This window comes from Flavobacterium sp. (genome assembly GCF_025352015.1).
Lineage (GTDB): Bacteria > Bacteroidota > Bacteroidia > Flavobacteriales > Flavobacteriaceae > Flavobacterium.
Map to the genome: position 1 here is coordinate 1 of NZ_JANXUG010000028.1, position 16,446 is coordinate 16,446.

Genomic DNA, 16,446 nt, shown 5'->3' on the forward strand with positions numbered 1-16,446 from the left:
TATTGATTTGGTCGATGACAAAAAGTTTGTGCTCGAAAGTTACTTTTTGATAGCCTTCTTTTCGACAGGCTTGATTTGTTGTTGTTTCCATAGAATACTAAAAGTGTTTAATTTTTAGTCAACCTATTTTAGGACGATGCACATTCTAATTCAGTCGCCAGATTATAATGTAATCATAAGACATGCTGTACAACAAAAACCTAAAGGACTGTCAGAATTAATGATATTACTAGATAAAAGTGCAGAACTACTTGAATATGATAAAGAGCGAAGCAGTAATCATAAAAATTTTCCAAACTCTTGTTATCATATTTATAAAGGGAATTTATATAAAAACAAATCATGTCCAAGCAGTTCTATAATTGAAAATAAAATAAAATTTAAATTTAAAAACTTTAACGCATTTATTATAGATTATGGCGATTTTATTGTTTCTGAGTATAATAAGGAAAACCCAAAAGAATGGGATGATTATTATGATAACAATTTTGATTTTATTATGAAATTAACTGATGATTGGGAGTTTTATGAAAAGTAAATTCGTGTTATGATTCTTATATACAGTAAAGATGTTGATGATTTTGTAAATGATGTTATTGATTATCTAGATGATGATTTTGTTCGAATAGGAGAATCGGATAAAGTTGAGATTGAAGCTATGGATTTTAGTAATGAGATTAATTCTTATAAATTTAAAAACAACTATTTAGAAAATGTAGAATTAGAAAAAATTAAAAGCGTTTGGTTTAATGGTGGATGTATTACTAGTGGTAGTAATGATTACGAAAATAAATGTTATGAAGTTCTTAATGATGCTTTTGTTTTGCAAAAAGCAGTAAAAAAGATTGGTAAACGTATCGCAGATTTTGAAAGCAATCGGCTTGATATAATGTTAGAAGCAAAAAAACAAGGGCTCAAAATCCCTCATACTTTAATTACTGGAAATAAAGAGAAATTGAATGATTTCTATGAAATGTATAAAAAAAAGAATGGAATTGTGTCAAAAAGAATATTGAACAGTTACTTTTATGAAGATGATGAATTTTTGTATAATTTCAATCTAACATTCCCTATCACCTTTGAGATACTTACAGAAGTGTCTAATGAATTTGCTTTATCTTTTTTTCAAGAAAGAATCATTGCTGAATTTGAAATTAGAGTAATTTATATTGATGGCTATTTTTATTCTACTGCTATTCACAATTTTGACGACAATATTGATATTAGAACTAAATTTATTGAAATGGATAATTTAAGAATGGTACCGTTTAAATTACCTATAGCAATAGAAGAAAAACTTGAAAAGGTTTTTATGAAATTTAATCTAAATTATGGCTCTGCTGATTTAATGTATTGTAATAGTGAATATTATTTTTTAGAGATAAACCCAACAGGTCAAATAAGCTTTGTGAATAATGCTTGCAATTATTATATAGAAAATCAAGTAGCTAAAATTTTGAAAAATGGAACATAAAAAACCCATCAATATTTTTAATGGTTTAAAATTTAAAGCTAATAGCGATAATCAAATTAAGCCTAAAAGCAATCTTGTTGCAATTCATTTTTATCAAAATTCTCGTAACATAACCAAACCTTTTGTAAAACCTATTTCTAAAATAATATAATTTGGAACATTCAAATTTTATCCTATTTGCTGATTGTATTTCTGTTAAAGGTTTTAACAGAAGTATTATTTGTGATACAAAAAACAACACTTATCATTTTATTCCCAATGGATTATTTGATATTTTAGAAAACTATAACGGCAATACTATCGAGAAAATAAAAAATGCTTTTGAAAACGAATATGATGAAATAATTGATGAATATTTTGAGTTTCTAATCACTAATAAACTTATTTTTTTTAATTCAAATCCTGATTTATTTCCCAAAATATCAACTGATTGGAATTCGCCATCAGCAATAACAAACATCATCGTTGACTATGACGAGGTAATTCACGATTTTAAAAAATTGATGCCACAATTTGAAGATCTAAAATGTTCACATGTTCAATTGCGTTTTTATAAAAATATAGGTGTAAACTATATTTATGACATCGTTGAAAATTTAAAAAAGGGAAAATCTAGAATTGTTTCAATTGATTTTATTCTTCCTTATTACGAAAATTTTAATTTAGATGAAGTAAACAAAATTTTGATAGATAACAGTAGAATTCATTCCATAATAGTTTTTAATTCACCTTATGATAAAAGATACAGTGCTTTAGGTAACAAGATGGGGTATTTAATGATGGTAAAAAGAAATGTAGTTAATGAAAAGCATTGTGGAATTATAAATGACGAATATTTTTATTCAAATATTAAACTTTTTACTGAATCTCAACACCACAACACTTGCCTCAATCGAAAAATCTCAATCGACAAAGACGGCAATATCAAAAACTGTCCTTCAATGGCTGAAAGCTTTGGTAATATAAAAGACACTACACTAGAAGAAGGCTTAAATCATCCAAGCTTCAAAAAATATTGGAACATTACCAAAGACCAAATAGAAGTTTGCAAAGACTGCGAGTTTAGACATATTTGTACTGATTGCCGTGCTTATATAGAAAATCCAGAAGACCAATATTCAAAACCATTGAAATGTGGTTATAATCCTTATACCAACGTTTGGGAGGAATGGAGTACTAATCCTTTAAAGCAAAAAACGATAGAATTTTATGGTATGGAAAATTTAATAAAAAAAGATGCTTAAAAAGTTTCCATTCTATAAACAAGCGGATTCAAAAGACTGTGGCGCAACCTGTTTAAAAATAATAGCGAAGCATTGCGGCAAAACACTAAATATTCAAACGCTTCGTCAGTTAAGCGAAACCACTAGAGAAGGAAGTAATTTACTCAATTTATCTGATGCTGCCGAGAAAATAGGTTTTAAAACCATTGGTGTAAAAATAAAATTAACCCGATTAGAAGAAGCACCATTACCATGTATACTTCACTGGAATGCAAATCACTATGTAGTTTTATATAAAATAAAGAAAGATACTTATTGTATTTCTGATCCTGCTTTTGGTTTGTTAGAATTAAAAAAAAAAGAATTTATAAAAGCATGGATTGGGAATAATGCTGATGAAAACACAGAAGAAGGTATAGCATTATTACTCGAACCAACACCTAAGTTTCAACAATCAAACTTTGATAAAGAAGACAAGAAATCATTTGGTTTTGGTTTATTATTTCAATATTTATTCCCTTATAAATCGTTTGTAATACAACTTGCTATCGGTTTATTGGCTGGTAGTTTACTACAACTCATTACGCCTTTTTTAACACAAAGCATTGTAGATGTTGGTATTCAAAACCAAAACATCCATTTTGTTTATCTCATTTTATTGGCGCAGTTGTTTCTGTTCTTTGGTAAAATGTCATTAGAATTAATACGAAGCTGGATTTTATTACATCTTTCTACACGGATAAACATTTCGCTCATTTCTGATTTTTTTATAAAATTGATGAACTTGCCCATCTCGTTTTTTGATGTACGAATGACAGGAGATATTATGCAACGGATTAACGACCATCACAGGATAGAACGGATATTGACTACTTCGTCGTTGAGTGTTTTGTTCTCAGCTATTAATATGGTAGTAATGGGCGGCGTTTTGGCGTATTACAATATTAAAATATTTGCGGTTTTCTTTGTTGGAAGTCTATTGTACTTTGTATGGGTTACGCTGTTTTTAAAACGTCGTGCAGCGTTAGATTACAAACGCTTTTCGGAAGTTTCGCAAGAGCAAAGCAAAGTCATAGAACTTATTAACGGGATGCAGGAAATAAAATTGCATAACGCAGAGAAACAAAAACGTTGGGGTTGGGAATATATTCAGGCTCGCTTGTTTAAAGTGTCAATGAAAGCTATGGTTTTGGAACAAACCCAAACTATTGGTTCTAGTTTTATAAACGAATTAAAAAATATTATCATTCTTTTTTTATCCGCTAAACTGGTTATTGATGGGCAAATCACATTGGGAATGATGATGGCGATAGCGAGTATTGTAGGCAGTTTGAATGGTCCTGTTTTAGAACTGATTAGTTTTATTCGTGAGGCACAAGCTGCTAAAATATCACTGGCACGATTAAGTGAAATTCACGAAAAGGAAGATGAAACCCAACAGTCAATGACACAATTGCAAGATATTCCTATAAACTGCGATATCGAGATTAGAGATTTGTCTTTTAGATATATCGGGTCGAATGCCATGGTTTTAGAAAATCTAAATTTAAAGATTCCTGCTCATAAAGTAACAGCAATTGTAGGCACAAGTGGAAGTGGGAAAACTACTTTGATGAAGTTGTTGTTAAAATTTTATGAACCAAATAGTGGTGGGATTTTCCTCTCCGAAGCCCTACCCAAAGGGGAGAGAGTAAAAAGTGGAACTGACTTAATAACAATTTCTCAAAAAGCGTGGCGAAGTCATTTAGGAACTGTTATGCAAGAAGGGTATATATTTAATGATACTATTGCTAACAATATCGCTATTGGTGTTGACATTATTGATAAAGAACGTTTGGTTTATGCTGCTGATGTGGCTAATATCGCAACTTTTATACAAGAATATCCATTGGGCTATAATACAAAAATTGGAATGGAAGGCGTTGGGATGAGTACAGGCCAAAAACAACGGTTGTTGATTGCTAGAGCAGTTTATAAAAATCCTGAAATGTTATTCTTTGATGAGGCTACCTCTGCTCTGGATGCCAATAATGAAAAAGAGATTATGGAAAAACTAAACATCTTCTTTAAGGATAAAACCGTTGTTGTAATAGCTCATAGATTAAGTACTGTTATGAACGCTGACCAAATTGTAGTTTTAGAAAAAGGAGAGATTGTAGAAGTTGGTAATCATAAAGAACTTGTGGATTTAAAAGGCAGCTATTTTAAACTTGTTAAAAATCAATTGCAATTAGGAAGTTAAAATTATGGACGATAAAAACACCTCTTTTGAGTTAAGAAGTGAAGAAGTACAAGAGGTGCTTACTCGTGTTCCAAATCGTTTAATTCGATGGGGTTCAGTAGTTGTTTTAGGTATTCTACTAATACTTTTCTTTGTATCATGGCTAGTTAAATATCCTGATATTGTTTCAACTCAGATTGTAATCACTACCAATGTACCACCTCAGAAATTAGTCACCAATACTTCAGGTAAAATTGAAGTGATTCTTGTAAAAGATAAGGCAACAATTTTAAAAGATACACCATTAGCTGTAATAGAAAATACAGCAAATTACAAAGATGTGTTTTTACTAAAAAGCATCGTTGATACTATCAATATTGACAAAAGCAGCTTTCCTTTTGAAAAATTAAGTATTGCCCAATTAGGAGGCATTGAAAGTAGTTTTGCGGTATTTCAAAAAGAGTATAGTATCAGTGAATTAAACACAAAGTTGCAACCTTATAAAGTTGAGGGAACGGCTCAAAGTTATGAAGCCATACAGCTAAAGGAGCGTTTAAGTTTATTAGAATCCCAAAAAAGCATCAATCAAAATGAATTGGAGTTACAAAAAAGTGATTTAGACCGTTACGAAACTTTATACAAAAAAGGAATTATTGCTACTCAAGAAGTAGAAAAACAGCGTTTACAATACTTACAGGCACAAAAAAACTATAAAAACCTGCTTAGTACCATTTCACAATTAAAATCCTCTCTAAACGAATTAAACCGAAATAGTAAAACAACGAAAATCAACGAAAATAAGGAGAATGTAAATTTAGAGCGCAATGTAATACAGGCTTTTTATGGGCTAAAAAATGCTATCAAAGATTGGGAGTTAAATTATGTTTTGCGCTCTTCCATTGATGGCAAAGTTTCTTATTTACAACTTTGGGCAGAAAATCAAACAGTAAACGCTGGAGACAATGTTTTTGCGATAATCCCAAGCAATGAAAATGGTTACATTGGAAAAGCCAAAGCACCGTCACGAAATTCGGGTAAAATAAAAATTGGTCAAAAAGTAAATATCCGATTGGCTAATTACCCTGATAGAGAATTTGGAATAGTTCAAGGCACTATAAAAGCAATTTCATTAACTCCAGATAAAGAAGGTAATTTATTTATTGATGTTTCTTTACCAATTGGTTTAACCACATCCTATAAAAAACAAATTGATTTTAGACAAGAGATGTCTGGTTCAGCTGATATAATCACAAAAGATTCGCGATTAATTGAGCGTTTTTTCTACCAGTTTAAAGAAATTGTTGCAAGATAATAATGTCTTGTCTTTTAGTATTAATCTAACTCACGCTATGAAGTCTTTTAGAATAAATTAATTCTAGGTTACCTTTTACTACAACAGCTTATCTATAATCATTTCCTCTGTAATTCCTTCGGCGTCGGCTTTGTAGTTTTTGATAATTCTGTGACGCAGAATTCCTGTAGCTACTGCTTTTACATCCTCAATATCTGGCGAAAATTTTCCGTTGAAAGCTGCGTTGGCTTTGGCGGCTAAAATTAAATTTTGTGATGCTCTTGGGCCTGCACCCCAATCTAAATAATTCTTTATATAATCGTTGGACAAAGGATTGTTTGGACGTGTTTTGCTTACCAAAGTCACTGCATATTCAATCACATTATCAGCAACCGGTATTCTACGAACAAGATGTTGGAAATCTATAATTTCTTGTGCTGTAAATAGTGGGTTGATTACAGGTTTATGATCAGATGTGGTACTTTTTACTACATCAACTTCTTCAGAAAAAGTTGGGTAATCCAACTTGATGGCAAACATAAAACGGTCTAATTGTGCTTCGGGCAAAGGATATGTTCCTTCTTGCTCAATTGGGTTTTGGGTCGCTAAAACAAAATAAGGTAAATCTAATTTATAATTCTGCCCTGCTATAGTTACCGAGCGTTCCTGCATGGCTTCAAGCAATGCCGCTTGCGTTTTTGGTGGTGTTCTGTTAATCTCATCCGCCAAAATAATATTAGCAAATATGGGGCCTTTGATAAATTTAAATTGACGGCTTTCATCCAAAATTTCACTTCCTAAAATATCTGAAGGCATCAAGTCGGGTGTAAACTGTATTCTTTTAAAATCTAATCCTAAAGCTTGCGAAATAGTGTTGACCATCAACGTTTTTGCCAATCCTGGAACGCCAACCAAAAGCGCGTGTCCACCCGAAAAAATGCTGAGCAAAATTTGATCTACCACATCGTCTTGACCTACTATTATCTTGGCAATTTCTTTTTTAAGTTCCAATCTTTTTTGAACTAAATTCTGAATGGCTGTAACGTCTGACATTTTATTTTTATTTTAATGTTACTTAAATTTTATAGTGAAACTTATTTTTTTACCCAATTATTGGTAAAGACACAATCCTTGTATTCACCATTAATTTTAATATAGGTTTCTTTAATTTTTCCTCCCGTCCATTTGGCAATAGCCTTGATTTGTTTTTCTTTTAGAGCTAAATCTTTAATTTTGATATAATCTTTGGCATAATCTGCCGTGTGCTCATTAATTCTATTAGTTACGGTAATGATTTTATATTTTTTCCCTGTTCTAGGATTGTCATCTAAAATTGGTGTTGAGATAGCATTGTCTTTCAAATTAGAAACTTCACTATATAAACTGGGATCCATTTTGGTCAGTTCAAAATGTGTATCTTGAGTTTTAGGATTGATCAACGCACCACCGTTGGCACGTGTTTCTTTTTCGTCAGACAAGGTTCTTGCTGCATCTGCAAAAGTGATTTCTCCGTTTTCTATTCGTTTTTTTATCAGTGTAATCTTTTCTTTGGCGTCTTTCAAGGCTTGTTCGGATACTTTTGGCATCATCAAAATATGTCTCAATTCTACTTCTTGACCTTTAATTTTTTCAACCATAATAATATGATAGCCATATTCTGTTTCAAATGGTTCAGAAATTTCGCCTTCGCCAAGGCTGAATGCCACATCTTTAAACTCTTTTACGAATTGGGTTTTTCTATTAATCTTATAAAAGCCCCCCGACGACGACGACCCTTTGTCATCTGAATAAATAACCGCTCTGGTTTTGAAACTTGCTCCCGAGAGTACTTCCGCTTTTATTTCTTTCAGTCTAGCGATGACTCGCATTTTTTCTTCTTCGGTAATTTTTGGAGTTACGACAATTTGTGCTACTTCCATTTCCGCGCCAAAAACGGGTAAATCACTTTGTGGAATTGCTTTGAAAAAATTACGGGTTTCTTCGGGTGTTATTTCTACCGCATCAATAACTTTCTTTTGCATTTCTGCAGTAAGTTTATTCATTTTGATAATATCAAAAAGCTCACTTCTAAATTCTTCTTCGGTATTTTTTTTGAAATATTGCACAGCTTTCTCCATCGATCCTAGCTGTTCAACTATGTAGGTTACCTGCTCGTTTAGTTTTTCTTTGACTTCTGCATCCTTTACAATAATACTGTCTTGCACTGCTTGATGTGCATACAATTTATCTTCCAGTAATTTCCCCAGCATTTGACAACGGGTAATGTCTTTTATTGAATTTCCCTGACTTGATAATTCTAGGTAGGATTTGTCAATGTCCGAATCTAAAATAATGTAACTCCCCACTGTTGCAATAATCCCATCTATTTTTTGCTTACGAAAAGTTTTCGACACCGTTTTACTTTTAACAGTGTCTTTAATAATTTCTTGAGCATTGGCAATACTTATGGCACAAAAAGTTGCAATAATTGCGATGATAAGTTTGCTATTTATATATTTCATAATCGTTGTTTTTAATGGCATCGTTAATGATGTCTTTCTCAAATTTTTTAATCAATTCTAATTTTCGTCTGTTCAATATTACTTCTTTCAAAGTAGGTTTTATATAATCGTAGGGACTGATTTGATTTTTATCAATCACATTGGTGATTTTCACCAAATAAACATCGTTTTTAACTTCTTTTTCAATTCTTTTACCAGCAACTATAAATTCATCTCTATTGTCAGGAGTAACAAATGGTAATTTGATGTATACCTGACTCATATCGACCCAAACCGTGTCATTCATTGCAAAACTCTTGGATTGTAACGCATACGTTTTCCAAAAATTTTTGTCGTTTTTGGTGTAATTAAAAAAAATACTCTTTATGGTTTCAAAACGCGGATTATTTTTTGACAGATTTATAAATCGCAATCGAACTAAAGGGCCGTTGGTTTTAAAATTTTCTTTATTTTCGTTATAATATTTTTTTAATTCTGACGCATTAACAATCGTATCAACGGTGTTTTTTACTACATCTTCGATGTAAGCGCTGGTATATAAATCAACTTTATACTGTTTTATTAAAGCATTATAGGTTATTTTTTTTGTGTTGCTAAGGTTTTTTTCTGCGGCTTCAATCAATAATTTTTGACTTGCCCACCTGTCTATAAAATCTCGAACCAAAAGAATACTATCTTGCTTTGAAGTTCCCGCTGGAACCAGAGTTAAAATGTCACTTTTATACAAATAATTTTTTCCTACTCTAGCAATAGATTGTGGTTTTTTTTTTGGTTGAAAATAATTGCAGGAACAAGCTAATAAAAAAAGAAGGAAAAAACTATTTTTCATTTCTTATTGTAACTGTTTCTTCAAGCGATCAAAAACATCTCTATTGATTTTTACTGTGAATTCTTGTTTTAAATCGTCAACCCATTTTTGCTCTAAATATTGCTGATAATCATTAACAATTTTGCCTTTACATTCCTCGAGTGTTTTGACCGTTTCGGGCAAAACTTTTTCAACATTCGTTACAAAATAATATTCTCCTTCCTTAAACACCTCCGAAACTCCAACATCGTATTTCATTGTTTTTGGTAAAGCACTACTTCCTTCTTCAAAAGCACCACTGTTCGTCATTACATTGATGACATTATTAAGGTTTAATTTAGTTTTTATAGCTTCTGGTTCTTCGCCTTTTTTCAACAATGTTTGTGCTTTTTTTATCATGTCTTGTTTGGTCGAGGAAGCTACAGTTACATCTACTCTTTTTTTCCACATATGTTCCATTTTATGGGTGTCATAAAAGGTTTTTAATCCAAGTGTGTCCGTTTTTGCTCGATTCCAAATTTCCTTTTCCATCAAGTCAAAAAGTAATAATCCATCACGATATTCCTCCATCACATTGGCAAAATCTTGGAATTCACCTTCTAAATTTTCATCATAATAGGCCGTCAATTGTTCGCCTAATAATTTTTCATACAAGACATCAATTAATTTTGACAATGGTTTTATTTTCAATCCTGCTTTTTGTTGTTTATCAACAAAATCTAAAAATGTTTTACCATCAATTTTCTTGGTATTGATGGTAAAAAGAGGAGCTGTGTAGGTTTTTGAATTTTCTGGAAGCACCCATTTCGAATCATAAAAATCGTTGGTAATCAATTTAGAAAGAATAGCAAACTGCTTGTTATCTTGTTTATAGGTGTATTTTTTTCTCAATTTTTCATTGAGTTTTTCTGTTATTTTTTTGGACCTGTCGTCTTTTCCAATTTTTGTTTCTAATTCAGATTTTGTTTCCTCCAATGTTTTTATAGGATGTTTTTCGATTAACTTAACAATATGCCAGCCAAATTGTGATTGAAAGGGTTTTGATAAATCGCCAGGTTTGTCAAGCGAAAAAGCAACATTTTCAAATTCTTCTGAACTTAATTGTCCCGAGCCAAATCTGTTTAAAACCCCACCTTTAGAAGATGATGATTTATCTTCAGAAAATTGTTTGGCTAGATCTTCGAATTTTTCTCCTTGCTGAATTTTTTTATAAATATCGTTAATGGTAGTTTTTGCATTTTTTCCAGTTTCTTCTGGTTTTGGATTCAAAATCATAATGTGCGCCACAGTAATTTCTCCACGATTATTTCTAATGTCGTTGATTTTTAAAATATGATAGCCAAAACGAGTCCTAATAATTTTCGAGATGCTTCCTTTTGGGGTGTTATATGCCGCATTTTCAAAAGTATAAACCATTCTGAAGGCAGTAAAAAAACCTAAATCTCCTTTATTGTCTTTAGCCGATGGGTCTTCAGAATATTTTACAGCTAAATCCTCAAAGCTTACTCCAGCCAAAGCTTTTTTGCTGATGTCTTCTATTTTTTTGTATGCTTTTAAAGTGTCTTCGGGAAGCGCATTTTCATCAACTAGAATAAGAATGTGCGATGCTTTTATTTCTTTTTGAAGCCTGTTATACCCTTCTTCAATGAGTTGCTGGGTAACTTTTGTGTCGTTAAAATAGTTTTTTGCCAGTTGAGATCGGTAGGATTTTAATTCATTTAGATAAGGTGCATTGTTTTGCAAACCCAATTTGTAAGCTTTGTTTACTTTTAATTTGTATCCAACAAATAGTTCTAAATATTGGTTTAAATCTTTTTGAGAATCGTCTTTAACTAAATCTAAATTCTTTTTGTAAATTCTTGAAAACTCGTCAGTATAATAGGGTTTATCATTGATGGTAAACAAAACTTCTTTAGTACTGTTTTGTGCAAAACTCATTACTGAAAATACTAAAACGAACCCGAAAAAAAACTTTTTTAATGTCATGCTTAATACGATTTATAATTAGTTCCTGTGTTTTAAAGCATCCTATATAGGATTTAGAATTACTATGTAACAATCAACAAAAATAACAATTCAAACACATTATCCAACTATCACTCCTAGTATTAACAAAATTTTATTAACACCTTTTGTAGCCAGATTACTTATTGATTAATCTGAAATTATATCGATACCAAAATAATCAGTAAATAATGCTATTTTTGCAAACTATTTATCAAAAAATCATGAATTTTTTACAAGAAATACAACGCCGCAGAACTTTTGGAATTATTTCGCATCCCGATGCAGGAAAAACGACGCTAACCGAAAAATTATTGCTTTTTGGAGGTGCCATTCAAGAAGCTGGAGCGGTAAAAAATAATAAAATAAAAAAAGGAGCCACTTCCGATTTTATGGAGATTGAACGGCAAAGAGGAATCTCGGTATCAACTTCAGTTTTGGCTTTTAATTACCATGACAAAAAAATAAACATATTAGATACGCCAGGTCACAAGGATTTCGCGGAAGATACTTTTAGAACGTTGACAGCTGTTGATAGTGTTATTGTGGTTATTGACGTTGCCAAAGGTGTTGAGGAACAAACAGAAAAGTTGGTCGCGGTATGCAGAATGCGAAATATTCCTATTATTGTTTTTATTAATAAATTAGATAGAGAAGGAAAAGACGCTTTCGATTTGATGGATGAAGTAGAACAAAAACTAGGATTAACCGTAACGCCGTTAAGTTTTCCTATAGGGATGGGGTATGATTTTCAGGGAATTTATAATATTTGGGAGCAAAACATCAATCTTTTTAGTGGTGATAGTCGAAAAAACATTGAAGATACAATAGCATTTTCAGATATTAACAACTTAGAATTAGAGAAAATAATTGGAGAAAAACCTGCTACCAAATTAAGAGAAGAGTTAGAATTAATTTCAGAAGTATATCCAGCATTTGATAGAGAACAATATCTAACTGGAAATTTGCAACCCGTTTTTTTTGGTTCGGCTTTAAATAATTTTGGCGTCAGAGAGTTGTTGGATTGCTTTATCGAAATAGCGCCATCGCCAAGACCAAAAGAGTCGGAAACACGATTAGTAAAACCAGAGGAAGAAAAAATGGCGGGTTTTGTATTCAAAATTCATGCTAACATGGATCCAAAACACAGAGACAGGTTAGCGTTTGTGAAAATAGTTTCCGGAACTTTTGAACGAAACAAACCCTATATGCATGTGCGATTGAACAAGAATTTAAAATTTTCTAGTCCAAATGCTTTTTTTGCCGAGAAAAAAGAAATTGTAGACATATCCTATCCAGGTGATATCGTTGGTTTGCATGATACGGGGAATTTCAAAATCGGCGATACGCTAACAGAAGGTGAAGAAATGAGTTTTAAAGGAATTCCGAGTTTTTCACCAGAACACTTTAGATACATTAACAATGCAGATCCATTGAAGTCAAAACAACTTGACAAAGGGATTGATCAACTTATGGACGAAGGCGTTGCGCAGTTGTTTACTTTAGAAATGAATAACCGAAAAGTTATTGGAACTGTTGGAGCACTGCAGTATGAAGTAATTCAATACCGTTTAGAGCACGAATATGGCGCCAAATGTAGTTATGAAAATTTTCCTGTTCACAAAGCGTGTTGGGTAAAGCCTAATGACCCTAAAAGTGAGGAGTTTAAAGAATTTAAAAGAATCAAACAAAAATTTCTTGCTCATGATAAATATGCTCAACTAGTTTTTTTAGCTGATTCTGAATTTACCATACAAATGACGCAAAGTAAATTTCCTAATGTAAAATTATTTTTTACATCAGAATTTAATTAATTAGCCCAAAAACCGAACTAAATTTTTTTGATTTGAAAATGATTAGTATATTTACAGCTTGAAATAAGGCATTTATGAAAAATTTATTGAAATATTATTTATTGTCAATCATCTTACTGTCAGATTTTGTGACTTTTGCTCAACCTGGTTCAGATGACGGTGGTGGTGGTCTTGAAGGTACTGATCCTGCTCCAGCCCCAATAAATAGTAAGTTAGTTTTGCTGGCAATTACTGGTGTGTGCTTTGTACTATATACTTTTAGAAAAAATAAAAAGCATATTTAAATAAAATAAACATTTCTTTATAACACAAAAAAATCCCCACTCAAAAAAAAGTGGGGATTTTTCGTTTGTAATTATAAGCGGTTTTATCGAAGTACTTTCTTGGTTACTACGAATCCATCTTCTGTGGTGATTTGAACTAAAAGCACTTCGTTTGCAAATCCACCATTTATAGTAGCTTGATTGGCATTGATATTGCTTTTTGTTTCGATTAATCTTCCTCTAACGTCAAATACTTTTATCGATGACATGATGAAATTTCCTGAATCAACAACAAACCCATTATTTTGGTTGTAAATAACTACAGTATTGGATGTAAAATTAGGATTTGCCAACTGTGATTGATACACAATTTCAAAACGATTATTGAAAGTTCCCGCGCTAGATGTAAAAGCGTAAACACCTGAATTCAAATTAGTATAAGTCGAAGTTAAGTTATCTTTCAAGTAAATTGCTTGTGTATTTCCACTGAATAGACCAGCGGTGTGATCAATACTAATGGAGTAGTTACCTGCTGTTGCAATTTTATACGACAAAGGAACAATATCCGTATCTTGAAAATCTGGTCGCCCTTGAATTGAATACTCATCTGTTCCTATCAAACTAGTCAAATAAAATTCATTATTGATATTTTTCCCATCAATACCTCTATCCTCTGCAAGGGTTCCTTCTGAACTATATCCTACAGCCATTTGGCTATAAATACCCGCATCTGTATTCAAATTCAACCAATACAAACCACTATCTACGCTAGTTACAGTTGCTAGTTGCGCTCTAAAGAATTGCCCTGCGTTAGAACTTCTTCTCATACTATTAGTAAAAGTTAGGTTAGAACTACTAGTGGCATTTACAATAAATCCTTGTCCAATATTAAGAACCCAATTGGCCTCATTCCCGGTATTAAAATAACCTGTGCCGGTGTCACCACCTGTGGCTCCGTTAGCAACATAGGCTGTTTTGGTAACAGTAGCATAGGATGTTGCGGCATTATCATTCGTTTTTCTCCAAAGATATAAGGGTCCAGAAATACTAGTATTCCCATCTATAAAATCTTTAACATTAATTCTTGACGGATACGGATTTCCAACAGCATTATATCCTGTTGTCATAGCAAATGAAATATTTCCGTTGTTTGGAACGCCTGTAAAAGTTCCATTCCAAACGGTTGCTGTTGTAGGATGATCCCATGGCATTCTTATTAAATATCCTTTTCCTTTCGCAAACTGAACGTTGTTACTATCTGTTCCATTCACACCATTAGGCGCAACTAATGGAGATGGATACTGTAATCCTGTTAAATTAAATGCTACCGAATTATAAAAATTAGTAGCGGTATTATACGTATAAAAACGAGTTGGCAAGGTAAAAGGAGAAAAAGCATATACTCCTTGTCCAGTAACTGGAGACGACCATAAAGTATAATCTAAACGTTTTAAAGCCGATGAATTCCGTTTGACAATTGTTGAACCCATTCCGGTGTTGGAAACATTATTAGTTTGCACTAAATTACTATCGTTTTCTAAAGTCAACGTGCCGTTATTTATAATTGCATTTGTAACATTTAAATCATACGTTGCATTGACCTTCATGCTCGTGCCCGAATTAAGTGTTAAAGAATTAATAGATACATCAGATGCAAGTACAGGGTAAAAACTTGCAGAACCAATTACAACATCAGTGGCAATTGTTGGAACATATCCACATAACCAGTTTGCGGCTGTTGTCCAAAGTGTACTTACTGTACCTGTCCAGGTATTCGTATTAGACACTGTAACTACCCAACTACCTGATGAAATAGTAAATGTTGCATTACATGATGTATCTTTAGCAAATCTTGTGTACGTGGTTGTAACAGTTAATCCAGATGGCGGATTAAAAGTATCTGCATTAGTTCCCGGAATATCAACACCATTAGCTTGCCACTTGTACGTAATAACGCCATCACCCCCACTAGCAGCAGTAATACTATTTATACCTAAAGTAGGCAATCCATTATAACAAATTGTTTCGCCTGAATTACCAATTGTCCCTGCTGTAAATAGTGGTCTTATGGTAATCGATCCCGTAGCGTTCACACTGCCACAACCTCCTGTTAACGGAATGCTGTAGTTAAACGTTCCCGAAGCGGTTGGTGTACCACTAATGGTGATGGTGTTCGTTGCAAACGATGCCGTAACTCCTGCTGGTAATCCTGTTGCAGTTCCGATTCCTGTTGCGCTGGTTGTTGCATGTGTAATCGCTGTTAATGCGGTGTTTATACACAAGGTTGGAGTACTTGATGCCGTTCCTGCAGTATTGTTCGGGTTAACCGTAATCGATCCCGTAGCGTTCACACTGCCACAACCTCCTGTTAACGGAATGCTGTAATTGAATGTTCCTGCTGCTGTTGGTGTGCCACTTATCGTGATGGTATTGGTTGCCCAAGTTGCAGTAACTCCTGCTGGTAATCCTGTTGCTGTTCCTATTCCTGTTGCGCCTGTGGTTGAATGAGTAATGTTAGTCAACACTGTATTGATACACAGGGTCGGTGTCGATGATGCCGTTCCTGCAGTATTGTTCGGGTTAACCGTAATCGATCCCGTAGCGTTCACACTGCCACAACCTCCTGTTAACGGAATGCTGTAATTGAAGGTTCCTGCTGCTGTTGGTGTGCCACTTATCGTGATGGTATTGGTTGCCCAAGTTGCCGTAACTCCTGCCGGTAATCCTGTTGCAGTTCCTATTCCCGTTGCGCTGGTGGTAGTTCGTGTAATATTTGTTAATACAGTATTAATACATAAAGTTGGTGTACTTGAGGCTGCTCCTGCGGTATTGTTCGGGTTAACCGTA

General features: G+C 33.0%; 13 protein-coding genes. 8 read left to right on the top strand and 5 right to left on the bottom strand.

The genetic code is table 11. The features are described from left to right. Window positions 1-136 precede the first annotated feature (136 nt). Genes Q0Q96_RS03100 through Q0Q96_RS03125 form a run of 6 tightly spaced genes read left to right on the top strand, consistent with a single transcriptional unit; the run spans window position 137 to window position 6,230 of the window. Window positions 137-538 (top strand): hypothetical protein, encoded by a 402-nt coding sequence (locus tag Q0Q96_RS03100; RefSeq protein WP_293871598.1) that lies wholly within the window; start codon window positions 137-139, stop codon window positions 536-538. 9 nt (window positions 539-547) lie between these two features. After that, a complete protein-coding gene (locus Q0Q96_RS03105) occupies window positions 548-1,474 on the top strand; it encodes a hypothetical protein (RefSeq protein WP_293871601.1) in 927 nt (308 codons plus the stop codon). Beyond that, entirely contained in the window at window positions 1,464-1,625 is a 162-nt protein-coding gene (locus tag Q0Q96_RS03110) for a hypothetical protein (RefSeq protein ID WP_293871603.1), read from the top strand. Before Q0Q96_RS03105 ends, Q0Q96_RS03110 begins: the two co-directional genes overlap by 11 nt. A 1-nt stretch (window position 1,626) precedes the next feature. Beyond that, a complete protein-coding gene (gene gwsS / locus Q0Q96_RS03115) occupies window positions 1,627-2,718 on the top strand; it encodes a grasp-with-spasm system SPASM domain peptide maturase (protein WP_293871606.1) in 1,092 nt (363 codons plus the stop codon). After that, complete coding sequence (locus Q0Q96_RS03120; RefSeq protein ID WP_293871608.1) at window positions 2,711-4,939, top strand: peptidase domain-containing ABC transporter; 2,229 nt, start codon at window positions 2,711-2,713, stop codon at window positions 4,937-4,939. Before gwsS ends, Q0Q96_RS03120 begins: the two co-directional genes overlap by 8 nt. A gap of 4 nt (window positions 4,940-4,943) precedes the next feature. Then, on the top strand, window positions 4,944-6,230 hold the full coding sequence (locus tag Q0Q96_RS03125) for an HlyD family efflux transporter periplasmic adaptor subunit (RefSeq protein ID WP_293871611.1): 1,287 nt from the start codon (window positions 4,944-4,946) through the stop codon (window positions 6,228-6,230). Window positions 6,231-6,308: 78 nt separating this feature from the next. Here the strand turns inward: Q0Q96_RS03125 and Q0Q96_RS03130 are convergent, their stop codons facing one another. Genes Q0Q96_RS03130 through Q0Q96_RS03145 form a run of 4 tightly spaced genes read right to left on the bottom strand, consistent with a single transcriptional unit; the run spans window position 6,309 to window position 11,504 of the window. Further along, window positions 6,309-7,262: a MoxR family ATPase gene (locus Q0Q96_RS03130; RefSeq protein ID WP_293871613.1), complete on the bottom strand. Its 954-nt coding sequence runs from the start codon at window positions 7,260-7,262 to the stop codon at window positions 6,309-6,311. A gap of 41 nt (window positions 7,263-7,303) precedes the next feature. Further along, window positions 7,304-8,731 (bottom strand): peptidylprolyl isomerase, encoded by a 1,428-nt coding sequence (locus Q0Q96_RS03135; RefSeq protein ID WP_293871628.1) that lies wholly within the window; start codon window positions 8,729-8,731, stop codon window positions 7,304-7,306. After that, a complete protein-coding gene (locus Q0Q96_RS03140) occupies window positions 8,694-9,539 on the bottom strand; it encodes a hypothetical protein (RefSeq protein ID WP_293871615.1) in 846 nt (281 codons plus the stop codon). The genes Q0Q96_RS03135 and Q0Q96_RS03140 overlap by 38 nt, the downstream gene beginning before the upstream one ends. A gap of 3 nt (window positions 9,540-9,542) precedes the next feature. Then, window positions 9,543-11,504: a peptidylprolyl isomerase gene (locus Q0Q96_RS03145; protein ID WP_293871617.1), complete on the bottom strand. Its 1,962-nt coding sequence runs from the start codon at window positions 11,502-11,504 to the stop codon at window positions 9,543-9,545. 242 nt (window positions 11,505-11,746) lie between these two features. Between Q0Q96_RS03145 and Q0Q96_RS03150 the strand changes: the two genes are divergently transcribed. Both Q0Q96_RS03150 and Q0Q96_RS03155 read left to right on the top strand, forming a co-directional pair. Next, window positions 11,747-13,336 carry a peptide chain release factor 3 gene (locus Q0Q96_RS03150; protein WP_293871620.1) on the top strand — a complete coding sequence of 530 codons (1,590 nt, stop codon included), beginning with the start codon at window positions 11,747-11,749 and terminating at the stop codon, window positions 13,334-13,336. A 101-nt stretch (window positions 13,337-13,437) separates the two neighbouring features. Continuing rightward, window positions 13,438-13,620 carry a hypothetical protein gene (locus Q0Q96_RS03155; protein WP_293871623.1) on the top strand — a complete coding sequence of 61 codons (183 nt, stop codon included), beginning with the start codon at window positions 13,438-13,440 and terminating at the stop codon, window positions 13,618-13,620. Between the two features lie 83 nt (window positions 13,621-13,703). Here Q0Q96_RS03155 and Q0Q96_RS03160 read toward each other — a convergent pair. Further along, window positions 13,704-16,446: T9SS sorting signal type C domain-containing protein (locus Q0Q96_RS03160; protein WP_293871626.1), on the bottom strand; the 2,743-nt coding region annotated here is incomplete at its 5' end.